Source organism: Embleya sp. NPDC059237, assembly GCF_042754105.1.
In the GTDB taxonomy this organism is placed as follows: domain Bacteria; phylum Actinomycetota; class Actinomycetes; order Streptomycetales; family Streptomycetaceae; genus Embleya.
On sequence record NZ_JBHZAE010000001.1, the window covers coordinates 1,172,902 to 1,196,295 of the forward strand.

Annotated in this window: 21 protein-coding genes; 15 read left to right on the plus strand and 6 right to left on the minus strand. The window is 71.6% G+C overall.

Features of this window, described 5'->3' with window-relative positions; translation table 11 throughout:
- Nucleotides 1-133 precede the first annotated feature (133 nt).
- Nucleotides 134-727: an adenylyl-sulfate kinase gene (cysC, locus tag ACFXKZ_RS05145; protein ID WP_078974805.1), complete on the minus strand. Its 594-nt coding sequence runs from the start codon at nucleotides 725-727 to the stop codon at nucleotides 134-136.
- A gap of 280 nt (nucleotides 728-1,007) precedes the next feature.
- On the opposite strand from cysC, the gene ACFXKZ_RS05150 reads away from it, so the two are divergent.
- Together ACFXKZ_RS05150 and ACFXKZ_RS05155 are read left to right on the plus strand one after the other, a co-directional pair.
- Nucleotides 1,008-2,303 carry a sulfotransferase family protein gene (locus tag ACFXKZ_RS05150; protein WP_379996523.1) on the plus strand — a complete coding sequence of 432 codons (1,296 nt, stop codon included), beginning with the start codon at nucleotides 1,008-1,010 and terminating at the stop codon, nucleotides 2,301-2,303.
- A 1-nt stretch (nucleotide 2,304) separates the two neighbouring features.
- Nucleotides 2,305-3,522, plus strand: coding sequence for a hypothetical protein (locus tag ACFXKZ_RS05155; protein WP_379996525.1), 1,218 nt, complete (start codon nucleotides 2,305-2,307; stop codon nucleotides 3,520-3,522).
- Between the two features lie 328 nt (nucleotides 3,523-3,850).
- Here ACFXKZ_RS05155 and ACFXKZ_RS05160 read toward each other — a convergent pair whose 3' ends face one another.
- The 4 genes from ACFXKZ_RS05160 to ACFXKZ_RS05175 all read right to left on the minus strand — a co-directional run bounded on the left by ACFXKZ_RS05160 (nucleotide 3,851) and on the right by ACFXKZ_RS05175 (nucleotide 7,389).
- Entirely contained in the window at nucleotides 3,851-5,320 is a 1,470-nt protein-coding gene (locus ACFXKZ_RS05160; protein ID WP_379996527.1) for an MDR family MFS transporter, read from the minus strand.
- Between the two features lie 272 nt (nucleotides 5,321-5,592).
- A complete protein-coding gene (locus ACFXKZ_RS05165) occupies nucleotides 5,593-5,916 on the minus strand; it encodes a DUF2470 domain-containing protein (protein WP_379996529.1) in 324 nt (107 codons plus the stop codon).
- A gap of 60 nt (nucleotides 5,917-5,976) precedes the next feature.
- Entirely contained in the window at nucleotides 5,977-6,615 is a 639-nt protein-coding gene (locus ACFXKZ_RS05170) for a neocarzinostatin apoprotein domain-containing protein (protein WP_379996532.1), read from the minus strand.
- A gap of 63 nt (nucleotides 6,616-6,678) precedes the next feature.
- Nucleotides 6,679-7,389 carry a neocarzinostatin apoprotein domain-containing protein gene (locus ACFXKZ_RS05175; RefSeq protein ID WP_379996535.1) on the minus strand — a complete coding sequence of 237 codons (711 nt, stop codon included), beginning with the start codon at nucleotides 7,387-7,389 and terminating at the stop codon, nucleotides 6,679-6,681.
- A 471-nt stretch (nucleotides 7,390-7,860) separates the two neighbouring features.
- Here ACFXKZ_RS05175 and ACFXKZ_RS05180 point away from each other — a divergent pair, with 471 nt between their 5' ends.
- The 6 genes from ACFXKZ_RS05180 to ACFXKZ_RS05205 all read left to right on the plus strand — a co-directional run bounded on the left by ACFXKZ_RS05180 (nucleotide 7,861) and on the right by ACFXKZ_RS05205 (nucleotide 14,116).
- Nucleotides 7,861-8,550: a heme oxygenase (biliverdin-producing) gene (locus tag ACFXKZ_RS05180; protein WP_379996537.1), complete on the plus strand. Its 690-nt coding sequence runs from the start codon at nucleotides 7,861-7,863 to the stop codon at nucleotides 8,548-8,550.
- A gap of 149 nt (nucleotides 8,551-8,699) precedes the next feature.
- Nucleotides 8,700-9,683 carry an ABC transporter permease gene (locus tag ACFXKZ_RS05185; RefSeq protein ID WP_379996539.1) on the plus strand — a complete coding sequence of 328 codons (984 nt, stop codon included), beginning with the start codon at nucleotides 8,700-8,702 and terminating at the stop codon, nucleotides 9,681-9,683.
- Nucleotides 9,680-10,594, plus strand: a complete 915-nt coding sequence (locus tag ACFXKZ_RS05190) for an ABC transporter permease (protein ID WP_379996541.1) — start codon at nucleotides 9,680-9,682, stop codon at nucleotides 10,592-10,594. The genes ACFXKZ_RS05185 and ACFXKZ_RS05190 overlap by 4 nt, the downstream gene beginning before the upstream one ends.
- The gene (locus tag ACFXKZ_RS05195; RefSeq protein ID WP_379996543.1) at nucleotides 10,591-12,174 is read left to right on the plus strand and encodes an ABC transporter substrate-binding protein; all 1,584 of its coding nucleotides are present in this window, start codon (nucleotides 10,591-10,593) and stop codon (nucleotides 12,172-12,174) included. Before ACFXKZ_RS05190 ends, ACFXKZ_RS05195 begins: the two co-directional genes overlap by 4 nt.
- Nucleotides 12,174-13,142 (plus strand): ABC transporter ATP-binding protein, encoded by a 969-nt coding sequence (locus tag ACFXKZ_RS05200; RefSeq protein WP_379996545.1) that lies wholly within the window; start codon nucleotides 12,174-12,176, stop codon nucleotides 13,140-13,142. Before ACFXKZ_RS05195 ends, ACFXKZ_RS05200 begins: the two co-directional genes overlap by 1 nt.
- Complete coding sequence (locus ACFXKZ_RS05205; RefSeq protein ID WP_379996547.1) at nucleotides 13,139-14,116, plus strand: oligopeptide/dipeptide ABC transporter ATP-binding protein; 978 nt, start codon at nucleotides 13,139-13,141, stop codon at nucleotides 14,114-14,116. The genes ACFXKZ_RS05200 and ACFXKZ_RS05205 overlap by 4 nt, the downstream gene beginning before the upstream one ends.
- A 46-nt stretch (nucleotides 14,117-14,162) precedes the next feature.
- On the opposite strand, the gene ACFXKZ_RS05210 is transcribed toward ACFXKZ_RS05205, so the two are convergent.
- Nucleotides 14,163-14,603: a pyridoxamine 5'-phosphate oxidase family protein gene (locus ACFXKZ_RS05210; RefSeq protein WP_379996549.1), complete on the minus strand. Its 441-nt coding sequence runs from the start codon at nucleotides 14,601-14,603 to the stop codon at nucleotides 14,163-14,165.
- Nucleotides 14,604-15,175: 572 nt separating this feature from the next.
- On the opposite strand from ACFXKZ_RS05210, the gene hpnC reads away from it, so the two are divergent.
- The 7 genes from hpnC (at nucleotide 15,176) to ACFXKZ_RS05245 (ending at nucleotide 23,375) form a co-directional block, all read left to right on the plus strand.
- Entirely contained in the window at nucleotides 15,176-16,075 is a 900-nt protein-coding gene (hpnC, locus tag ACFXKZ_RS05215; RefSeq protein ID WP_379996551.1) for a squalene synthase HpnC, read from the plus strand.
- Between the two features lie 10 nt (nucleotides 16,076-16,085).
- Nucleotides 16,086-16,967, plus strand: a complete 882-nt coding sequence (hpnD, locus tag ACFXKZ_RS05220) for a presqualene diphosphate synthase HpnD (protein WP_379996553.1) — start codon at nucleotides 16,086-16,088, stop codon at nucleotides 16,965-16,967.
- A 90-nt stretch (nucleotides 16,968-17,057) separates the two neighbouring features.
- The gene (hpnE, locus tag ACFXKZ_RS05225) at nucleotides 17,058-18,431 is read left to right on the plus strand and encodes a hydroxysqualene dehydroxylase HpnE (RefSeq protein ID WP_379996555.1); all 1,374 of its coding nucleotides are present in this window, start codon (nucleotides 17,058-17,060) and stop codon (nucleotides 18,429-18,431) included.
- A complete protein-coding gene (locus tag ACFXKZ_RS05230) occupies nucleotides 18,428-19,456 on the plus strand; it encodes a polyprenyl synthetase family protein (RefSeq protein ID WP_379996557.1) in 1,029 nt (342 codons plus the stop codon). Before hpnE ends, ACFXKZ_RS05230 begins: the two co-directional genes overlap by 4 nt.
- Nucleotides 19,457-19,460: 4 nt before the next feature.
- The gene (gene shc / locus ACFXKZ_RS05235) at nucleotides 19,461-21,374 is read left to right on the plus strand and encodes a squalene--hopene cyclase (protein WP_379996559.1); all 1,914 of its coding nucleotides are present in this window, start codon (nucleotides 19,461-19,463) and stop codon (nucleotides 21,372-21,374) included.
- 11 nt (nucleotides 21,375-21,385) lie between these two features.
- Complete coding sequence (locus ACFXKZ_RS05240) at nucleotides 21,386-22,015, plus strand: 1-hydroxy-2-methyl-2-butenyl 4-diphosphate reductase (protein ID WP_379996561.1); 630 nt, start codon at nucleotides 21,386-21,388, stop codon at nucleotides 22,013-22,015.
- Nucleotides 21,996-23,375 carry an aspartate aminotransferase family protein gene (locus ACFXKZ_RS05245; RefSeq protein WP_379996563.1) on the plus strand — a complete coding sequence of 460 codons (1,380 nt, stop codon included), beginning with the start codon at nucleotides 21,996-21,998 and terminating at the stop codon, nucleotides 23,373-23,375. The genes ACFXKZ_RS05240 and ACFXKZ_RS05245 overlap by 20 nt, the downstream gene beginning before the upstream one ends.
- Nucleotides 23,376-23,394 lie beyond the last annotated feature (19 nt).

Consider the following 23,394-nt stretch of genomic DNA (forward strand, 5'->3'; position numbering starts at 1 on the left):
GGCCGCACCACCGATCGCACACCCGCTCGCGGTGTGTGACGCGGCGTCAGGACCCGTGGATCCGAGGGGGATTCACCGGATCTGACGCCGCGTCGGCGATACCCCCCAGTGATTCGGTCGGCGACCCGGCCGACTATCCCTCGCCCACCATCGTCTCCAACAAAGCCAGCAGCCGCTCCGCCTGCTGTTCCGGGTCGCCGTCCGCCGGGGTGAGGCGCAACTCCGGCTTCTCCGGAGCCTCGTACGGGGCGGAGATGCCGGTGAAGTCGCCGATCTCGCCGCGCCGGGCCTTCGCGTACAGGCCCTTCGGGTCGCGGCGTTCGCACTCCTCGATCGGGGTGTCGACGAACACCTCCAGGAACGGCAACCCGTCCCGGGCGTGCAGCGCGCGGACCCGGTCGCGGTCGGCGCGGTACGGGCTGATCACCGGGACGATCGCGACCACGCCCGCGTCGGCGAACAGCCTGGCCACCTCGCCGACCCGGCGGATGTTCTCGGTCCGGTCCTCGGCGCCGAAGCCCAGGTCACCGTTCAGGCCCAGCCGCACGTTGTCGCCGTCCAGGCGATACGCGGTGACCCCGCGCTCGACCAGCAGCCGTTCGGCGATCACCGCGACCGTCGACTTGCCCGAACCCGACAGGCCGGTGAACCAGACCGTCGCCCCGAGCGACGGACGCTGCTCGCGCGTCACTCCGCCCTCGTGCCAGACCACGTTGCGCTCGCTCACGACTCTCCATCCGCCCGTTCGCATTGAACCCGAGGATTCGTACCGTACGGGGCGCCCGGGCGCGGCCCGGTCCCGGTCCAGCACCCGGACGCCGAGCAGGGGATCCGCGAAACCGATCCGCGAAACCGATCCGCGAAACCGACGCGAATCTGACGCCTCTTCAGATTTACCTTCACAAAGAGCTAACCTGCGCGCGGGACCGAGCCACACCCGCCCGGCCCGAGACGCGACACACGAGACGCGAGATGTGAGACCCGAACGTGAGGGAGGCCGACCGGCCATGGCCTGGACACCACCACAACGCGCCGCCTGGACCGAGACCCTGGCGGCCGGCGCCATCCCACCGCTCACCGACGACCTCGACCGCCCCTTCGACGCCGACACCCTCCTCGGCGAGGCCCGCGCCCGGGCCGGCGGCGCGGTGGACCCGGCCGGCGACCCGGAGACCGCCGACGTCGACCTCACCCTCACCGATACCGACCCCGCCTTCCGCGAGGGCCTGGACCGCCTCCTCCATTCCCTCGAACACGAGGCGAATCTGGACCGGGTCGGCCGCTGGTGGGCGTACGCCTGGGTGAATCGGCTCCTGGACGTCCGGCTCCAGGTCGCTCGCTACGTCCGCGCCGACCCCGGCGTGCGCGACGAGCCGATCGAGCGCCCGATCTTCGTCACCGGTGGCCCCCGCACCGGCACCTCGATCCTGCATGCGCTGCTCGCCCGCGATCCGGCCAACCGGGTGCCCACCACCTGGGAGTTCCTGCGCCCCGTCCCGCCGCCGGAGCCCGCCACGCGCGACGCCGATCCGCGCATCGCGCTCGCCGAGCGGGAGATTCGCTTCGTCACCGCGGCCGTTCCCGCGATGGATGCGATCCACGAGAAGAGCGGCACGCTGCCCAAGGAGTGCATCAGCGCGCACGCGCTCGCGTTCCGCTCCGAGGACTTCACCGGGCAGTTCGCGATCCCGTCGTACGCCGCGTGGCTGGCCGACTGCGACATGCGGCCCGCGTACGCCTACCACCGGCTGGTCCTGCAGATCCTGCAGCGACGTACGCCGGGGGCGACCCGCTGGGTGCTCAAGTCGCCCGCGCACCTGCTGACCCTGGACGCGCTGGTCGAGGTGTATCCCGACGCGCGCCTGGCGGTGACCCACCGCGACCCGCTCACCGTGCTGGCCTCGCTGAGCAGCCTGATCGCCACCATTCACCACGCGTACGGGAATCGCTCCGACATCCGCGACGTCGCGCGGACCCAGAGCGATCTGTGGTGCACCGCCTATGCCCGGCTCACCGCGTTTCGCGACGCGGGCCGGATCGCCGAATCCGACTGGCACGACTCGACCTACGCGGACTTCATGCGCGATCCGATCGTGGTGGTACGGGAGTTGTACGCCGGGTTCGGGCTGGAGTTCGGTGCGGAGGCGGAGGGCCGGATGCGGGCGTATCTGGCCGCGCGCCCGCAGGGGCGGCACGGGCGGCACGCCTATGCGTTCGGCGACCTCGGCCTGGAGCGGGAGGACGTACGATCCCGACTGACGGACTATCAGAAGCGGTTCCGGGTTCCGACGGAAGAGATCTGACGTGCACTTGGACCCGAACGACCGGCCCCGGCCCGACACTTCCGCCTCCGGTGTGGTCGACGGCACTGCCTGGCGCGCCTATTGCGAGCGCATGGCCGCGCTGGGCGATCGTATTCTCGAGGCCGACTTCCCCGGCGCGACCGACGCCGACCGGGCCGAGGGCATCCGGCACCTGGCCAATCAGGTCGCGTGCTGGTTGACCTACCAACTCGCCGCGACCGATCCGGAGAACCCGGCCTTCTTCACCCACAACGACCTGGCCTACCGCTGGGGCGGCCCGAACGTGGACCAGAACGCGCGGCGTGCGCCGATCGCCTGGGACGGCGTGTACCGCCTGACCGTGACCATGAACGCCTGCGAGAAGTTCGTACTCCAGGTCAAGCCGGGGGACATGCACGCGGGGCGCACCGAGGTGTTGGCGGAGACCTCCTCCACCGTGCTGGGTGTGGGGCCGGGCGATACGGTCGAGATCGTGCTCAGTGCCGACCGGCAGCCGGGCAATTGGATCGAACTCACGCCGGACGCGCGGGTGTTGCATGTGCGCGACTACTACTTCGACTGGACGCCGGAACAACCCGCGATGCTCGCTCTGGAACGCCTGGACACCCAGGGGCGACCGGCCTCGCGGGTCACCCCGGAGCGGGTCGCGGGCATGCTGGCCGGCGCGGCGACCTCGGTGGAGAACTCGATCGAGGTCTGGAACGACTGGGTTCGGGCGACGGGTGATCGGCAGCCGGTGAACACGTTCAGTACGCCCTCGACGGTGGCCGGTGGGGTCAAGGAGGTCGTCTACGGCTTTGCGCGGGTGCGGCTGACGGATGATCAGGTGCTTGTGGTGGAGACCGATCCCCGGGTTTCCGGGCAGTGGGACCTGCAGCTGTACAGCCCCGGCTGGTTCGAATCGCTCGACTTCGCCAACCGGCAGACCTCGCTGAACCACGTGCAGGCCGAGCACGATCCGGACGGGTGGATCCGGGTCGTGATCGGGGCGGTGGATCCGGGCGTGCCGAATTGGCTGGACACCGAGGGGCGGGCGGAGGTCTTCGCCACGCACCGGTGGCTCGACCCGTACGCGCAGCCGGCGGTTCGGGCGGTGGTCGTTCCGCGCACGTCGGTGCGGGAGCACGTGCACCCGTCGACGCGCACGATCGGGGCCGCCGAGCGGCACGAGTCCCTGCGAAGGCGCGCGGAACACGTGGCCTGGCGGTTCCGGGCCTGAACCCGGGCTCGGGCCCGGGCCTGGGCCTGGCGGCCGGGTGGTGGGTCGTTGCGTGCGGCCGGCGGCTGCGGTTGGTGGCGCCTGCGGCGGGCGTCCTCAAGCGCCGGACGGGCTGGAGGTGGTGCCGTTCCCCTCGGCGCGCGGGCTTCGCGCCGGGTGGGCTGGTGTTGGTTGTGCTTGGTGCCGTTGGTTGCGGTCCGTGGCGCCTGCGGCGGGCGTCCTCAAGCGCCGGACGGGCTGGAGGCGGTGCCGTTCCCCTCGGCGCGTGGGGCCCGGACGGGGTGGGGTGGGTGTCTCGCGGTTGGTGTGGGCCCACGCGAGGTTTGGGTCAGACCTTGGCCGGTTCCGTGGACGGGGTCGGGGTTGTCGGGGTGGGCTCCGGGTTTTTGCGGAGTGTGGAGGCTGCGTCGTTGTCGCGGATGGTCAGGGCGGCGATGGCGCCGAGGACTGCCAGGGCCGCGGCGACCAGGAACGCTACGTGGTACGCGTGCAGGTTCGGGGTCGGCGCGCCTCCGCCGTGGCCGGTCATCGTGCCGATGCCGGCCAGGATGCCGGCCAGCAGTGCCACGCCCAGGGCCGAGCCGAGCTGGCGCTGCACGTTGAAGATCGTCGAGGCGCGGCCGTTGTCCGCCGGCGCGGTCCGCGCGAACGCCGCCGCCTGCATCGGGATCATCACGTGCGCCATCGACGCGCCGGTGCAGAACATCAGCACCACGATCAGCACGGCCGCCGTGTCCCCGTCGACCAGCGCGAGCAGCGACGCACACGCGCCGATCCCGAGCAGGCCGCCCGCCATCAGCCGACGCGGGCCGACCACCGGGTACAGGCGCGAGACCCACTGGGTGGCGATCACCACGCCGAACGCCTCCGGGAAGGTGAGCAGACCCGTCTCCAGGGCCGACTTCCCGAACGCCTGCTGCTGCATCAGTGGGAAGACGTACAGCACACCCAGGAACGCCGCCGAGTTGACCATCGACACCACGTTCGTGCTGACGAACAGCCGGTCCCGGAGCAGCCGCAGGTGCAGCATCGGCTCCTTGACCCGCAGTTCGACGAAGACCATCGCCACGCACAGGAGCAGCCCCGCGATCCCGGTGGACAGGATGATCGGCGAGCCCCAGCCCTTGGTCGCGCCCTCGCTCAGCGCGTACATCAGCAGTGCGAAGCCGGCCCCGGACAGTACGAAACCGGGCAGGTCGAAGCGGCCCGCCTTGGGGTTGCGGTACTCCTCCAGGAACATCAGGCCGAACACGAACGCGGCCACGCCCACCGGCAGGTTGATGTAGAAGACCCAGTGCCAGGACGCCTTGTCCACGAGCAGCCCGCCGAGCACGGGACCGAGCGCGGGGGCCAGCGCCGTGGGCACCATCAGGATGCGCGAGGCGCGGACCCGCTCCTCGGGCGGGAAGACCCGGAACATCATCGCCATGCCGACCGGCGTCAGCATGCCGCCGCCCGCGCCCTGGAGGATGCGGAAGAGCACCAGTTGGTCGATGCTCTGCGCCAGGCCGCACAGCGCGGACGCGCCGGTGAACAGGGCCAGCGCGATCAGGAAGACGCGCTTGGTGCCGAACCGGTCGCCCAGCCACCCGGACGCGGGGATGAACACCGCGAGACTGACCAGGTAGCCGACGGCGACCGTGGCGAGCGACGCCTGGGACGCGCCGAGGTCCTTGCCGATGGCGGGCAGCGCGACGTTGATGATGGTGACGTCGAGGATGTTGACGAACATCGCGGCGACGAAGACGGCGCCGACCACGACCTTCTGGCTGAGACGTGACGCGGATATGGGCGGCATACGGGTGGGGCCTTCAATCAGGAGGCGAGGAGGGGAGAGCGGGCGCAGCTTATTTATACTGAGCGAAGCTCAGTATATCTTTTCGTACGCGTGTAGCCGACAGGTTATTTGCGGCCCGGGCGCGTTCCCGGCCCCCGCGCCCCGGACACCACAACGCCGACGGTCCGGGAGACCTTCCTCCCGGACCGTCGGCGTGACGCTCGTTACCCCGTTCTTTACCCCGTCCTACAGGTGGTCGGGCCGCTTCGCCCGTCGGTTCCCCGCTCGCGCGCTCAGTGCTCGCCCTCGCCCCGGGGCGGCAGGCCCAATGCCTCGCACGCCGCGTTGTACTGCGCGACGACCTCGATCCGGACGTCCCGGCGCTCGGTGATCGAACGGCTCCACGGCACTCGGACCTCGACCGGCGCACCCGCCACGATCGCCGAGTAGTAGGCCGCGTCGCCGTCCAGGCCGGTCATCGTCGCCGAGGTGGCCTCCGGCCGGCCGCCCAGACCGCGTGCGATCAGCAGGCAGTCGTCGGGGTGGTCGTCGTTCATGTGCTTGCAGACGGCGGTGATCGCGTCCGCTCCGAACGGGTTGACGGTCGCCTCGCTCATGCGGGTCGCCTCCGGCGGTCGGCGGTGGGGATGCGGTGGGGGATACGGGTGGGGGAGTGCTCAGCCGGACACGGAGTCGCGGCGCCGACGCGACGCGAGCACCGAGCCCACGCCGAGCACCAGCATGCCCGCGCCCACGTAGCCGAGCTGCGTGCTCGACGCGCCCGTCTTCGGCAGTTGCGGCTGACCGGCCTCGTTGGTGGTGCCGGTCTGCGGCGGGGTGTCGGTCGGGGCCTTGGCGGCGGGTGCGCCGGCCGCGCCGGCGAAGGACACCGGGAGCCACACGTCCTGGTCGCGGTTGGCGAGGTCGGTGTGGTCGTTGAAGGTGGCCACGAAGCACGCCGTGGCGGCGCAGTCGACCTTCGCCTTGTCCTTGCCCTCGAAGCTCTGCGTGGGCTTGAGCTTGACCGTGAACGTGCCGTCCGGGCCGACCTGCGGGACGTAGCCCGCGTTGCCGTACTGGGTCGGCACGCCGCCGGCCGGCTTGGCCACGGTCTGCGCGACGTACACGCCCTTGCCCGGCTTGTAGCCCTTGCCGGTGACGGTGATCTCCTCGCCGCCGGCGGCCAGGCCGGTCGACTTGGACAGGGTGATCGTCGGCGCGTCGGCGGCCGAGGCCGGAGCGCTCGCGAACGCGGTGAGGCCGAGGCCGGCGATCGCGGTCGCGGCGACGGCCGCGGCCGTACGGGACTTGTGCATGTGGACTCCGAACGAAGACTGGCTGGTGAGGAGGTAGGGGAGGTGCGGGAGCGGGCCGGCGGATCAGGCGCTCGGGCGGCGGCGCTTGACCAGGACACCGGCGACGACCAGGACCACCACGACGCCGGCGACCACGCCGATGATCAGGCCGGTGTTGCTGTCGTCGTCGTCCTTGTCCGCGGCCGAGGCCTTCGCCGGAGCGGAGGCGGTCGCGGCCGGTGCGCCGGCGGAGGCCGGGGGCTGCGCCGTGCCGCCCGCGCCCGGGGCGCCGGCCTGCGGGGCGGCGGTGGCCGGACCCGGCGTGGCCGGCAGGCCCGCGATCTCGCCCTCGAAGCCGATCGGCAGGTAGACCTCCTGGGTCCGGTCCTTGCCGTTGGCCGAGTTCGAGGTGGCGATCGCGCATCGCGTCTTCAGGCAGTCGACCGCGCCGAACTTGGCGGCCACCTTGATGTCGGTGCTGAACGAGCCGGTCGCGTCCGCCTCGGTGGGGCCGGCGAACGAGCCCATGTCGCACGCGCGGCCCGCGCCCTGGGCGGGGTCGCACGGGAGGATGAACAGCCGTACGCCCGGCGTGAAGCCCTTGCCGACCAGCTTGACCACGTCGCCCGCCGGGTTCAGGCCGGTGGTCTTGACCGCGCTCAGCGTGGCCTTGCCCGCCGCCGGCGTGCCGGTCGCGTGCGCCGGGCCCGCGAGGCCGAGAACCAGCCAGGCGAGAAGGAGGGTCGCGGTGGCGGCGACGGCGCCGCCGAGGCGTCCGGTGCGGGCTGGGCTCACGTTGTTTCCTCTGGGCCGACCGTACGCTTGCGTACGGAATGATTGGAGGTGAGGCTATCCTAAGACGGGTCGGGTCACCGGAAGGCTCGGGGGTGGTTCCGAGACGCTTCCGAGATGCGTTCCGACGGGCGCTGTAGGCCCGTTGCCATGTTCCTCCCGGGTCGTCTCCGGGTCGTCTCCGGGTCGACTCCGGGTTTCTCCCGGCCCGCCGGCCCACCCGATGTGACCCCACCGACAACGTGCCGACAAGTTGTCGGTAACTTATTGACGGCACCGTACGGCGCCGCACAGACTGCGGGGGCCGGCGGAAACGGGCGAAGAACCGATTCCCCGCAGATGCTTTGTCATGGGCTTCGCCATGGCCGAAGCGCCGACTCCGCACGGGCAAAGGCGCCCGATCCTCCACAGTTCGCACCGTACGCACCCATTCGTGCGTGTCCGGTAGATCTTGTCGCACCTAGGGGAAACCTCATGACCACGACCGAGACCGCCGAAACCGCCGGTGCCACCCCGACCTTCGCCGAGACGCTGCGCAAGCGCTCATGGGCCTTCCACCAGGAGGCCGAGGGCTCGGGCTTCCTGGAGGCCCTGATGAAGGGCGAACTGACCCGCGACGCCTACACCGCGATGGTGGCCCAGCACTACTGGGCGTACGTGGTGCTCGACGACGCCGCCGACACCATGCGCGAGCACCCGATCGGCGCCCCGTTCGCGGACGCGCGCCTCGACCGCCGGGCGATCCTGGAGGCCGACATGCTCTTCCTGGCCGGCGAGGGCTGGCAGGAGCGCTGGCCCGCCAACGAGGCCACCCGGCGCTACACCGACCGGATGCGGGAGAAGTGCTACGACTGGGCCGGCGGCTTCGTCGCCCACCACTACACCCGCTACCTCGGCGACATGTCCGGCGGCCAGTTCATCGCCAAGCAGATGCGCAAGCACTACGACCTGCCCGGCACGCGGGGCAGCGACTTCTACGTCTTCGACGGACTGGGCGACCTGACCGTGTGGAAGGACGCGTACCGCGCGGCGATGAACGACGCCCCGTGGGACGAGGCCGAGCAGGAGCTGGTGATCCAGGAGGTGCTGTTCGCGTACGACATCAACAGCGCCGTACTGCGCGAGCTGGGTCAGGACCTGGACCGCTACCGCAAGGCCGCCTGACCCGCCCGCGGCCCTCGGCACGACCGGCCGGCAGACCGCCTCCGGCACCGTTGCGAACCCGCCGCTTCGGACTCACCGCACGACCCGGGGGCCCACCGTCCGATGCGCCGTCCGACAATGGATGGCGCATCGGATCGGCAGGGGGAGCAATGACGAACTACCTGGCACGGCGCGTCCTGGGCGTCGTGGTGGTGATGTTCGCCGTCCTGACCGGCCTGTTCCTGCTGCTGCACGCCTCCCCGGTCAGCCCGGTCAACCAACTCGCGCCGCAGGTCGCGGCCGACCCCGTGGCCCGGGCCGCGGTCGAGCACCGGATGGGTCTGGACCGGCCGCTGGTGACCCAATACCTCGACTACGTCGGCGACGCGCTGCGCGGCGACCTCGGCACCTCGCTCTACGACGGCACCCCGGTCGCCGACCAGATCGGCCGGGCGCTGCCCGTCTCGCTCGAACTGGGGCTGATCGCCTCGGTGTTCGCGGTGATCCCGGCCGTCGTCCTGGGCGCGTGGTCGGTGCTGCGCCGCGGCGGGGTCGTCGACCACGGCACCCGCGTGCTGACCGTGCTCGCGATGTCCCTGCCCGGCTACTGGCTGGCCGTGGTCGCGCTCGTGGTGGTCGGCGACAGCCATCCCGATCTGCTGCCCAACGCCGGCGGCTTCGTCACCTTCGGCGAGGATCCCGCGGCCAATCTCCGGGTGCTCGTGCTGCCCGCGATCGTGCTCGGCCTGGCCACCTTCGCGATGCTCACCCGTTCGCTGCGCGGTGGCCTTGCCGACGCGATGGCCTCCGACCACGCGATGTTCGCCCGCGCGATGGGCGGCTCGCGGCTGCTCACCCTGCGTCGGGTGGCGCTGCGCGGGGCGCTGGTGCCGACGCTGACCGTGGCCGGCGTACTGATCGGCGGCCTGCTCTCGGGCACCGTGCTGATCGAGAACGTGTTCCAGATCCCCGGGATCGGCCAGCTGATGGTCACCGCCTTCCAGCGGCAGGACTATCCGCTCGCGCTCGGCGCGTGCGTCGCGACCTCGGCGATCTTCCTGCTCCTGAACCTGGTGGTCGACCTGCTCTACCCGCTCGTCGATCCGCGCACCGCCGCGGGCGTGACCGGCGACCTCGCGGGGCGGACCGCGTGAGGGCCCGGAAGCTCGGCGTGGCCGGGTGGATCGGCGTGGTCTGTGTACTGCTCTATCTCCTGGTCGCCACCGTCGGCCGGTTGCAGGGCGATCCCGCTGCGCTGGTGGCCGCCGGACCCGAGGCGCCCTCGCTCGGGCACCCGTTCGGCACCGACCACCTGGGCCGCGACCTGCTGGCCCGGACCGCCGAGGGCGCCTGGACCTCGCTGCTGATCTGTCTGTCCTCGGTCGGCCTCGCGATCGTGGTCGGGGTGCCGCTGGGCGTGCTGGCCGGGCGTCGGCACGGCGGCCGGCTCGACGGGCTGCTGATGCGCGCGGTGGAAACCCTCCAGGCGCTGCCGCAGTTCGTCTTCGTGATGTTCCTGATCGGTCTGATGGGCACGGCCGACATGCACTTCGGGCCGCTCACCGTGGGTAACGGGGCCCGGGTCGCGTTCGCCATCGGCCTCGGCTTCGTGCCCTACTTCGCCCGCGTCGCGCGCGCCGCGACCGTGGTGGAGATGCAGGAGGACTACGTGGCCAACCTGCGCGGCCTGGGAGTGCCGGAGCGGGAGATCCTGTTCCGCGAGGTGCTGGTCAACGTCTGGCCGCCGGTGCTCGGTCAGGCCTGTCTGGCGATGGCCATCGCGGTCTTCGCCGAGGGGGGTCTGAGCTTCCTTGGTCTGGGCGTGGCCCCGCCGCATGCCACCCTGGGCAATCTGATCGCCGACGCGGGCGGGCAGATCATCGGCGGCGACTGGTGGTACGCCACGCTGCCCGGCACGGTCCTGATGCTCGGCATCCTGGGCTTCAACCTGCTCGGCGACACGGTCGGCGGCCGACCGCACCGCCGCGCGCGACCGGCCCCGAGCGCCACTCGCGTCCCGGGCCAACGACACAGCTCCACCCCGACCCCCAAGGAGACCCAGTGACCCCGGTGCGCAGAGTCGGCCTGAACCGTCGAGGCTTTCTCGGCCTCGCGGCGCTCGCGGCGGCCGGCGGCACCGGCGTGCTCACCGCATGCTCCGGCTCCTCGGGCGCCAAGCGGGTGGCCGATCGGCACAAGGACGGCATCCTGCGGATCGGCGTCGCCTCCGCGCCCAGCAGCCTCAATCCGCTCGACTCCGGCTCGGAGATCACCCGCTGGATCGCCGAGCCGATCATGGAGAGCCTGTACCGCTACGACAACACCCTCGCCTCCGTGCCGTTGCTCGCCGACGGCGAACCGCAGATCAGCGACGACGGACTCGCCTGGACCATCCGGCTGCGTCAGGGCGTGCTCTGGCACAACGGCACGCCGTTCACCGCCGACGACGTGGTGGCCACCCTCGCGCACATGCTCGACCTGTCGGCCGGCAGCGAGTGGATTACCTACATGCTCGGCTACCTCTCCCGGTTCGAGAAGGTCGACGAGCACACCGTGCGGATCGTGCTGAGCAAGCCGTACGGGCTGCTGCGCTCGCATCTGACCAACCTGCCGATCACCCACCGGGACTTCGTGGCCCGCAAGGACACGATGATGGGCACCGGGCCGTACCGACTCGACACCTTCGTGGCCGGCCAGAGCTTCACCCTCTCCCGCTTCGACCGCTACCACGGCGGCCAGTACCCGGCCGGTACCGCGCCCGCGTTCGCCGGCATGCAGTACACCGTTTTCACCGACGCCAACACGCGCGTGCTGAGCCTGCGTCAGGGCAAGGTCGACCTGATCACCGCACCGTCCTTCGCCACCTTCGACACCATCCGCAAGGAGCGCTCGCTCGCGCTGGTGCTCACCGAGGCGCCGCTGGACGTGCTCAGCTACGTGATGATGCGCAAGGAGCCGTTCAGCGACCCGGACTTCCGCAAGGCGGTCGCGCTGTCGATGGACCGCCAGGGCGTGTTGCAGCGGGTGTACGGCGGCGAGGGCACCATCGGACAGGGCCCGATCGGGCCCGCCGAACTCGGCTGGGACGCCGGGTTCGCCCCGTTCGCACCCGCGCCCGACCTCGCCCGGGCCCGCGACCTGCTGGCCCGGGCCAAGACCGGCAAACGCTCGTTCACCGTGACCATCGGTACCAACCAGGGCATCCGCGACGTCGCCCAGGTGCTGGTCGCCGGCTGGAAGCAGGTCGGACTCGACGTGACCATCGAGCAGTTGGCCGGCGGTCCCTGGTCGAACAAGTGGCTCTCGCGCGACTACGACATGTTGATGAACACCTTCTCCTCCGGGTTCACCTCCGGCCCGGCGAACTACCTCACGCTCGCCCCCGCCGGATCCACCAACGTGCTCTCCTGCGGCTACGCCAACCCCGAGGTGGACCGGCTGATCGACACCGTCTGGCAGACCTCGAACGACGCCGAGCGGGTGGCCGCGCTGTCCCGGGTGGACCGGCTGCTCGCCGAGGACGCGGTGATCACCCCGCCGGTCTACCCCAAGCTCGCGCTCGCCCAGCGCGCCGAATTGTCCCCGCTCGACCCCACGATGTTGCGGATCAGCCGGCTCGACCCGCACCACCTGCGGTTCGTGTGATGGCGGACACGCGCGCGAGTGCCGCGCCGCTGCTGCGGGTGCGCGACCTCGACGTCACCTATCCCGGCCCGGTGCCCGCCGTGCGCGGGGTCTCCTTCGACGTCGCGCCGGGCGAGATCCTGGGCCTGGTCGGCGAGTCGGGCAGCGGCAAGAGCAGCGTGTGCACCGCGCTGACGGGCCTGCTGCCGGCCGGCGCGCACCGCCGCGCCGACGCCATCGAGTTCGAGGGCACCGACCTGGCCGCGCTGCGCGAGCGCGACCTGCGCCGGGTGCGCGGCCGGCGGCTGGCGTTCGTGCCGCAACAACCGATGACCTCGCTGGCGCCGACCACGCCCGTCGTGCGCCAACTGCGCTGGTACCTGGGCGATCGGCTGGACGACGTCGAGGTCCGCGAGACACTGACCGGCATCGGCCTGGGCCCGGTCCTGGACCGCCCGCGCGACCTGCCCGGAAGCTTCTCCGGCGGGCAGCTCCAGCGGGTGGTGATCGCCATCGCCGCGCTTGCGCACGAACCCGCACTGCTGCTCGCCGACGAGCCCACCACCACGCTGGACGCGACCGTGCAGGCCCAGGTGTTGCGGCTGCTGCTGACCCTGCGGGACAAGCTCGGACTGGCCCTGATCTACGTCTCGCACGACCTCGCGGTGGTGTCCACGATCTGCGACCGGGTCGGGGTGATGTACGGCGGCCGACTGGTCGAGACCGCCCCCGTACGGGAGTTGTTCGCCGCGCCGCGCCACCCGTACACCCGAGCGCTGCTCGCCGCGATGCCCGCGACCACGCCGGCGGATCGGCCGCTGCGCGCGATCGAGGGCACCGCCGAGGGGGCGAACCTGCTGCCGGGCTGCCCGTTCGCGCCGCGCTGCCCCCAGGTGCTGGGGGTGTGTCGGGAGCGCATGCCCGAGCCCACCGCACACGGGGCGGGCATGGTGCGCTGCCACCTCGCGAGTGAGCGGGTCGGGGCATGACCGCGCTGCTCGACGTACAGGGGCTGACCCGTCGGTTCACCCTGCCGCGACCGTTCGGCCGGCGGACCGCGCCGCGCGTGGTGCACGCCGTCGAGGACGTCTCGTTCGAGGTCGCGGCCGGCGAGGTGTTGGCCGTGGTCGGCGAGTCCGGCTGCGGCAAGACCACCGTCGCCCGGGTGCTCGCGGGCCTGGACACCGCGACCTCGGGCACCGTCGCCCTGGCCGGCCGCGAGCTGACCGGCGCCCGAACCCCCGCCGACCAGCGGCTGGTCCAACTCGTCACGCAGAACCCGCGCGCCGCGTTCAACCGCCGCCGCACCCTGCGGCACGCCCTCGACCAGCCGCTGCGCGTGCACGGCCTGGGCGCCGGCCGCGCCGAACGGGACGCGCTGGTGGCCGAGATGGTGGAGCGGGTCGGCCTGTCGACGGAGCACCTGGACCGCTTCCCCGGCGAGCTGAGCGGTGGCGAACTGGCCCGTCTGGTGCTGGCCCGCGCGCTGCTCGTGCGCCCGCGGGTGCTGGTCCTGGACGAGCCCACCGCGAGCCTGGACGCGAGTGTCAAGGCGAGCGTGGTCGACCTGCTGCTGCGGCTGCGCACCGAGTCGGACCTGGCGATCGTGGTGATCACCCACGAGATCGACATCGCCCGCCGGCTCGCCGACCGGGCCGCGGTGATGTACCTGGGGCGGATCGTCGAGGTGGGTCCGGCCGCCGCGGTCCTGGCCCGGCCGCGCCACCCGTATCCGCGCCTGCTGCTCGCGAGCGTGCCGGTACCCGACCCCGAGCGCATCGGCCCCGCGAGCGCGGCCGACTTCGGCGCGGGCGCGATCGGCGAGGTGCCCTCGGCGCTCGACCCGCCGTCGGGCTGCGCGTTCCATCCGCGTTGCGCGCTCGCGACCGAGGTGTGCGCCGAGCGGCGGCCGGTGCGGGAGGCCCTGGACGACGTCGAGGTCGCCTGCCACCACCCGCACTGAGACCGGAGCGGGGCCGGCCCGAACCCGCTCCGAGACCCGGCGCGGCTCAGGCGGGAATCGGCCGGCCCGCCGCCCGGAGCAGCCGCCCGGCGACCACCTCCGGCACGATCCGGAAGAACCGGTGCGGGTGTTCCGACTCCCACATGGGCGGCAGCACCTCGGCCAAGCGCGCGCCCTCGTGCGATTCGTCCACCCCAAAAACCCGGCCGGTGACCGTGACGGTCCACCCGTCGTGCTCGCGTGCGTCCCAGGCGTCCGCCTCGAATGCGCACACGCTGTCGTGCAGCGCCGCGTGTAGCCGCCGGTCGGCGGCCAGGCGGAAGGCGAGCGTGCCCCGGTCGAGCCGGAAGCACACCGGCAGGATCGCGGGCAGCGCGTCCAGGGTGAACACGACCCGCCCGATCGGCACGGAGGCCATCAGGGCGAGCGCGTCCTCGGGCGCAAGCTCGCGCAGGGCCCGCGCGTATCGATTCGTGTCGTGCCGCATGCCTCCAGCGTGCTCGGGAGCCGGCCGCCCGCGCAGGGGCAAAAGTCCCGGATGTGTGGACCGTCGGTCGGCCGGGTGGAGGCCGATCACCGAGGAGTCGCGCATTCGGGTATCGATTCGGTGTACGGCGGCGTGTCGGCGCGCACCGCTATCCTCCGGGTATTCCGCAAATCCGGAAAGTTGATCAACATTTCGCCGAGCACTCGCTTTATCGACCCCACTTGGTCCATTGCGCACGGATAATCGCCGTACTCCTCATGCGGAAGGCGGAACTCCGCACTACTCCGCAGGGAGGGGATCGGGTGACGAAACCTCCTCAGGTGCCCGGAAACCACCGGGGCATGCCGGACGTCCTGAGTGGTACGGGGATCGTCGAGGGTGCCCCGGACGTTCGTGGTGATAACAAAAGTGTTTCGCGAAGGAAAAGTCCGGGTGAGCTATGACACGCGTGTTCTCGGTGCTTGATCGATCCGACTTCGATCGGGCAAGCTGAACCGTCAGACCGACCGGGACGGCACGAATTCCTGGCCAACTGTAATGTTGGGGATGTTTTCGGGGGCCCAGGGAGAGATATGGGGAGTGATTCCCGCGGTCTCGAGCGCGCACCCGGCGCGAGTGACGACGACACGGCGGGCATCGACGCCGCGATCATCGACCCGGACGTGGTCATGCGTCAGGCCGGGCACGAGAACTTTCCCGTGGCGATGGGGATCCTGCGCCCCGGCCACCGGCGACACCTGCTGGCCGTCTACGGCTTCGCCCGCCTGGTCGACGACATCGGCGACGAGGCCGAGGGGGACCGGGTCGCCCAGCTCGACGCGTTCGAGACGGACCTGCGCCGGGTCTTCACCGGCGAACCGCGCCTGGAGGTGCTGCGCCGGCTGCAACCGAGCGTGCGCGAACTCGATCTGCCGATCGAGCCGTTCCTGGGTCTGATCGAGGCCAACCGGCAGGACCAGGTGGTTCGCCGCTACGCGACCTACGACGACCTGGTCGCGTACTGCGCGCTGTCCGCCGATCCGGTCGGCCGGATCGTGCTGCACGTGTTCGGCCGCGCCACCGAGGAACGCATCGCCCGCTCCGACGAGATCTGCACCGCGCTCCAGATCGTCGAGCACCTGCAGGACGTGGCGGAGGACCTCGCCCGTGACCGGATCTACCTCCCGCAGGAGGACATGGACCGGTTCGGCGTCACCGAGGCCGACCTCGCCGCGCCCGCCGCCGCGCCCTCGGTGCGGCGGCTGATCGCCTACGAGGCTCACCGCGCGACGCGGCTGCTGCGCACCGGCGCACCGCTCGCGGGGACACTGCGAGGGCGCGAGCGTCTCGCGATCGCCGGGTTCGTGGCCGGTGGAAGAGCGGCCCTGGCCGCGATCGGCGACGTCGGCTTCGACGTCCTGGCCCACCGGGCGAAGCCCGGAAAGGCCGCCCTGCTGCGCGAGCTGTCCGGCGTACTGGTACGAAAGAGGTAAAAGGGGAACCATGGACGTCGACGCTTCGTATGCGTATTGCGAGCGCCTGACCCGCAATCAGGCGCGTAACTTCTACTACGGCATCAGGCTGCTGCCCGAGCCCAAGCGCCTCGCGCTCAGCGCCGTGTACGCCTTCGCGCGAGAGATCGACGACATCGGCGACGGCGACCTGCCCGCCGACCGCAAGGTCGCCGAGCTGGCCCGGATGCGCAAGCAGCTCAAGGACCTGAGCGCGGACCGCGATCCGGTCGCGGTCGCGCTCGCCGACGCCGCGACCCGGTTTCCGATCCCGCTGTCCGCGCTCGACGAACTCATCGACGGCGTCGAGATGGACGTACGCGAGACCGAATACGAGACCTTCGACGAGTTGCGGGTCTACTGCCGCTGCGTCGCGGGCACGGTGGGCCGGCTCTCGCTGGGCATTTTCGGCTCCCGCGACTCGCTGCACGCGCCCGACCTGGCCGACACCCTGGGCATCGCGCTCCAGATCACCAACATCCTCCGCGACATCAAGGAGGACAAGGACAACGGCCGGGTCTACCTGCCCCGCGAGGACCTGGCCAAGTTCGGCCTGGAGGACGCGTGGCACCGGGGCGGCCGGTTCACCCAGAGCGGCGCGTTCGACGACATGGTCCGGTTCGAGGCCGAGCGCGCCGAGCAGCTCTTCGAGCGGGGCTTGACCCTGCTCCCGCTGCTCGACCGGCGCAGCGCCGCCAGCACCGGGGCGATGGCGGGCATCTACCGCCGGCTGCTCACCCGGATCCGCGAGGAGCCGGGCCAGGTGCTGATAGGTCGGCTCTCCCTCCCGGGCTGGGAGAAGGCCGAGATCGCCGCGCGCGCGCTGGCCGGACTGCCGGTCGGCGCCCGCTCGCTGCTCGCGCGCGGGCGGTGAGACGTCGAGCGTTGACCGGCCCGGAGCCGGTGGGACAAACCGGTCGCAGGGGCCGGTACAGGGATTGATCACGTGGGTACGGAGCAAGGCATGAGCGCACGCATGGTGGTGATCGGGGGCGGCCTGGCGGGCATCACCGCCGCACTCGCCGCCGCCGACGCCGGCGTCGAGGTCACCCTCCTGGAGGGCCGACCCAGACTGGGCGGGGCGACGTTCTCGCTGCGCCGCGACGACATGTGGCTCGACAACGGGCAACACGTCTTCCTGCGCTGCTGTACCGAATACATCGCGTTCCTGGAGCGCATCGGCAGTGCCGACAAGGTCTACCTCCAGCCCCGGATGGACGTCCCGGTCCGCACCCCCTGGGGCACCCGGACCCGGCTCGCCCGCTCCGGCCTGCCCGCCCCGCTGCACCTGTCCTCGGCGCTGGCCCGCTACCCGCTGCTGACCATGGCCGGCCGGGCCCGGGTCGGCCTTGCCGCGCTCGCCCTGCGCCGGCTCGACCCGACCGACCCCGCCCTGGACGAGGTCACCTTCGCCGCGTGGCTGGACCGGTTCGGCGTCACCGCCCGCGAACGCGAGGCGATGTGGGACCTGATCGGCATCGCCACGCTCAACCTGCCCGCGACCGAGGCCTCGCTCGCCATGGCGGTCAAGGTCTTCCGTACCGGCGTGCTCGACCGCAACGACGGCGCGGACATCGGGTGGAGCCTGGTCCCGCTCCAGGAACTGCACGGCGACGCCTCCGCCCGCGCGCTCGCCAAGGCCGGGGTCCGGGTGCGACTGCGGGCCCGGGTCGACGCGCTCGACGCCGGCGCCGGGGGCTTCGTCGTGCACGCGGGCGGCGAGCGGATCGAGGCCGAGGCGGTGGTGCTGGCCGTGCCGCACTACGACGCGGCCCGGTTGTTGCCCGCGGGTGCCCTGCTGCTCGACGACGTGCTCGCCGACCCGAACCTGCTCACCGGCCTCGGCACCTCGCCGATCGTGAACCTGCACGTGGTCTACGACCGCCCGGTCCTGGACGTCCCGCTCACCGCGGGCGTCGGGAGCCCGGTCCAGTGGATGTTCGACCGCAGCGCCGGACACGGACTGGCGCCGGGCCGCTACGTGGCGGTGTCGCTGTCCGCGGCGGGTCGGGAAATCGACCTGACGAGTGCGCAGCTGCGGGATAGGTTCGTCCCGGAGCTGGCCCGCGTGCTGCCCGCTGCCCGGCAGGCCGGGGTGGAGCGGTTCGTGGTCACCAAGGAACGATCCGCGACCTTCCGTCCCGCCCCCGGTTCGGGCCGGCTTCGTCCCGGCCCCCGGACCGCGATCCCCGGTCTCGCCCTGGCCGGGGCGTGGACCGCCACCGGATGGCCCGCGACGATGGAGGGCGCCGTTCGCAGCGGCCTTTCCGCCGCTCGTGAGGCCCTCCCGCATCTCGGCCGCACCCGTGCCATTCCGGAGAGGACGACGCCGCTATGACGCTCGCCGACGCATCGATCGCCCCCGCCGTGCTCGATCGCGCGCGCGAGGCGAGCCGCCCCGCGCTGCGGGTCGCGACCGCCCGACTCGAACCGCCCCTGGCTCGCGTGGCCGCGTACCACATGGGGTGGGCCGACGAGGCGGGCCGCGAACTGCCGGGCAACGGCGGCAAGGCGCTGCGCCCCGCCCTCGCGCTGCTGTCCGCCGAGGCGGTCGGCGCGCCGACCGCCGTGGGCGTGCCGGGCGCGGTCGCGGTCGAACTCGTGCACAACTTCTCGCTGATCCACGACGACCTCATGGACGGCGACGAGGAACGTCGGCATCGGCCCACCGCGTGGAAGGTCTTCGGTCCCGGCCTCGCCGTCCTGGCCGGCGACGGACTGCTCGTGTTGGCCGAACAGGTCCTGATGGACGCCGACGAGGCGGACGGCGATCGCGCCGCCCGCCTGCTCACCGAAGCGACCGCCAGGTTGATCGACGGACAGTCCCAGGACCTGTCCTTCGAGGCCCGACTCGACGTCACCGTCGAGGAGTGCCTGACCATGGCGGGCAACAAGACCGGGGCCCTGCTGGCCTGCGCGTCGGCGATCGGGGCGGCCCTCGCGGGCGCCGACGAGCGCACCGTGCAGGCGCTGTACGGCTTCGGGCACCACCTCGGCGTCGCCTTCCAGGCGGTGGACGACCTGCTGGGCATCTGGGGCCGACCCGAGGTGACCGGCAAACCCGCCTGGAACGACCTGCGCCGGCGCAAGAAGTCCGTGCCGGTCGTCGCCGCGCTCGCGAGCGACACGACCGCCGGCCGTGAGCTGGCGCGCATCTACACGGACGAAGGACCGCGCAACGAGGAGGGACTGGCCCTGGCCGCGCGCCTGGTCGAGGAGTCGGGCGGACGTGCCCGCACCGAGACCGAGGCGGCTCGGCGCCTGGAGCAGGCGATGGCCTGCCTGGATTCCCTGGACGTCCCGCAAGGTACCTACACGGACCTGACCTCTCTCGCGGCCTTCACCACCACTCGGGAGTTGTGAAGAGATGACAGTGACCGCCCAGCCGGGAATCGGCGATGTCAGTGATGACCGGGTCAGGGACGCGCTCGACAAGGCCGTTGCTCATCTGATGGAGCTTCAGGACGATGCGGGCTGGTGGAAGGGGGAACTCGAGACCAACGTCACGATGGATGCCGAGGATCTGCTCTTTCGCGAGTTCCTGGGCATCCGCACCGAGGAACAGACCGCGGCGAGCGCCCGGTGGATCCGGGCCAACCAGCGCGCCGACGGCACCTGGTCGACCTTCTTCGGCGGCCCCGCCGACCTGTCGGTGACGGTCGAGGCCTACGTGGCACTGAAGTTGGCGGGCGACGACCCCGACGCCAAGCACATGGCCGCGGCGGCGGAGTTCATCCGCGACGGCGGCGGCCTGGCCGAGACCCGGGTGTTCACCCGCTTTTGGCTGGCCTTCTTCGGCTGGTGGTCGTGGGACGAACTGCCGGTGCTGCCACCGGAGATCGTGTATCTGCCCAAGTGGTTCCCGCTCAACGTCTACGACTTCGCCTGCTGGGCCCGGCAGACCATCGTGCCGCTGACCATCGTCAGCTCGATGCGCCCGGTCCGGCCCGCGCCGTTCGGCCTGGCCGAACTGCGCCCGACCAAGCCGGTGGTGGGCAAGACCGCCGCATCCGACCCGTGGTCGCGGGTGTTCCGGGCGCTGGACGCCGGGCTGCACCAGTACCGCAAGCGGCCGATCAAGCCGATCCGGCAGGCCGCGATGCGCAAGGCCGAGCAGTGGATCATCCGCCGCCAGGAGGCCGACGGCGGCTGGGGCGGCATCCAACCGCCGTGGGTCTACTCGCTGATCGCGCTCCGGCTGATGGGGTATCCGCTCAACCACCCGGTGATGGCCCAGGGCATCAAGGGCCTGGACGGCTTCACCATCGTGGACACCGACGAGGACGGCGAGGTGCGCCGCCGGTTCGAGGCATGCCAGTCGCCGGTGTGGGACACGGGCCTGACCCTGGTCGCCCTGCGGGACGCGGGGGTCCCGGCGGGTGACCCGAGGGTGGTCAAGGCGGCCGGGTGGCTGATGGACGAGGAGATCCGCGAGGTCGGCGACTGGGCGGTGCGCCGGCCGCATCTGGAACCGGGCGGCTGGGCCTTCGAGTTCGCCAACGACTACTACCCGGACACCGACGACACGGCCGAGATCGTGATGGCCCTGCGCTACACCGATCACCCCGACGGGGCGCGCAAGGCCGCGGTCCTGGACCGGGCCGAGCGGTGGACCGCCGGGATGCGCAGCAAGGACGGAGGGTGGGGCGCGTTCGACGCGGACAACGTCAGCATCCTGCCGCTGAAGTTGCCGTTCAGTGATTTCGGCGCGGTCACCGATCCGCCCTCGGCCGACGTGACCGCGCACATCGTGGAGATGCTGGCCGACGGCGGCGCCCGCTACAGCTCCTATGTCGCCGACGGCGTCAAGTGGCTGATGGAGCATCAGGAGGCGGACGGCTCCTGGTTCGGCCGCTGGGGCGCGAACTACGTCTACGGCACCGGCGCGGTGGTGCCGGCGCTGGTGACCGCGGGGGTCGACCCCAGGCACGCGGCGATCCGGCGTGCGGTGGCGTGGCTGGAGGCCCGGCAGAACCCGGATGGCGGCTGGGGGGAGGATCTGCGCAGCTACGACGAGGCCGAGACCTGGTCGGGACGCGGCGAGTCGACCGCGTCGCAGACCGCGTGGGCGCTGCTCGCGCTGCACGCGGCGGGCGAGTTCGGCGAGGTCGCGCAGCGTGGGATCGACTGGCTGACCGCGCATCAGAACGCGCTGGGCGGGTGGGACGAGCCGCAGTTCACCGGCACCGGCTTCCCCGGCGACTTCTACATCAAGTACCACATGTACCGGCTCGTCTTCCCCGTGATGGCGCTCGGCCGCTATGCCAGGACGACAGGCTGATCATGCCCTTGATGGTGGTCACTCCGCTTCGGATCGAGATGCGTGCGGTCGAGGCGGGGCTGATGGGGGCCTTCAACGTGCGCGTGGTGCGCGCGGGCATGGGGGCGGACAAGGCCCGTGCCCGCGCGCGGGCCCTGTCCGCGCTGCCGGCCGAGGAGTTCGGCACTTTGGCGGTGGCGGGATTCGGCGCGGGGGTCGGCCCCGGGGTCGCGGTGGGCGACGTGGTGGTCGCCTCCGAGGTGCGCGGCCCGGATGGGACCGTGGTCGAACTGCCCACGTCCGGCGTGTTGTCGGAGTGGATGCAGCGGGTCTCGCCGAAGCTGAGGCTGCATCACGGCCCGATCGAGACGGTGGACAAGCTGGTCAAGGGCCGGGCCCGGGGCACGCTTCGCGAACGGGGCGTGCTGGCCGCCGACATGGAGTCGGTGTGGCTGCTGGCGGCGGCGGGGGAGCGGCCGGCCGGGGTGATCCGGGTGATCACCGACACCCCGGAGCGCGAACTGCTCCGGCCCCGCCTGGTGGTGGACGGGTTCCGGGCGTTCCGCACGTTGCGCCACGCCACCCCGGCCCTGCTTGACTGGGCCAACGACGAGCGAACCAAGTCAGGAGGTACGGCGGGCGATGACGTTCGACCTGGGTGAGACGTACGAGGCGTACGCGGACCGCGGCTTCGAGCTGCACGCGAAGCACCTCAACCCGCAACTCCCGCGCGTGCTGCGGACGATCGGCATGGACCGGAAGTACGTCCGGGCCGAGGGGCCGTACCTGTACGACGACAAGGGCGACCGGTACCTGGACTTCCTCTCCGGGTTCGGCACCTACGGGGTGGGCCGGCACCATCCCGTGGTGCGCAAGGCGATGCAGGACGTGATCGCGCTCGACCTGCCGGACATCGTGCACTTCCACACCCCGCCGCTGGCCGCCGCGCTGGCCGACCGGCTGCTCGCCCGCGCGCCCGGGATGGATCGGGTGTACTTCTGCAACAGTGGGACCGAGGCGGTCGAGGCGGCGCTGAAGTTCGCCCGGTTCGCCACCGGACGGCGCCGGATCGTCTACATCGACCACGCCTTCCACGGCCTGACCACGGGCGCGCTCTCCGTCAACGGCGCGGCCGAGTTCCGCAAGGGCTTCGAGCCGCTGCTCCCGGACGTGGGTATCAAGCTGGGCGATCTGGACGCGTTGGCCCGGGAGTTGAAGCGCGGTGACGTCGCGGCGCTGATCATCGAGCCGATCCTGGGCAAGGGTGTGCTCGCGCCGCCACCGGGGTGGCTGGCCGCCGCGCAGAAGTTGTTGCGCGAGCACGGCGCGCTGCTGATCGCCGACGAGGTGCAGACCGGGATGGGGCGCACCGGCAGGTTCTTCGCGTACCAGTGGGAGGACGGCGTCGAGCCGGACATCGTCACGGTCGCCAAGGCGCTGTCGGGCGGCTATGTGCCGATCGGCGCGACGCTGACCCGTGACTGGGTGTTCAAGAAGGTCTATTCGACGATGGACCGGGTGCTCGTGCACGACTGCACGTTCGGCGGCAACAATCAGGCGATGGCGGCAGGTCTGGCCACGCTGGCGGTGCTCGACGACGAGGACCTGATCGGGAACAGCACGCGGATGGGCGACGCGTTCACGGCGGCGCTGACCCCGCTGATCGACAAGTACGAGCTGTTCGCGGAGGTGCGCGGGCGGGGCCTGATGATCGGCCTGGAGTTCGGCAAGCCGCGCTCGCTGAAGTTGCGCGCCGGGTGGACGGCGCTCCAGGCGGCCCGGCACGGGTTGTTTGCGCAGATGGTGGTGGTACCGCTGTTCCAGCGGCACCGGGTGCTCACCCAGGTGGCGGGCGACCACATGGACGTGATCAAGCTGCTGCCGCCGTATGTGATCGGGCAGGAGGACGTGGATCACTTCGTCGCGGGCTTCGTGGACGTGATGGACGACGCGCACAAGGGCACGGGGCTGATGTGGGACTTCGGTCGGACGCTGATCAAGCAGGCGATGACCAACCGCTGACGCCCGCGCCGCTCGCGCT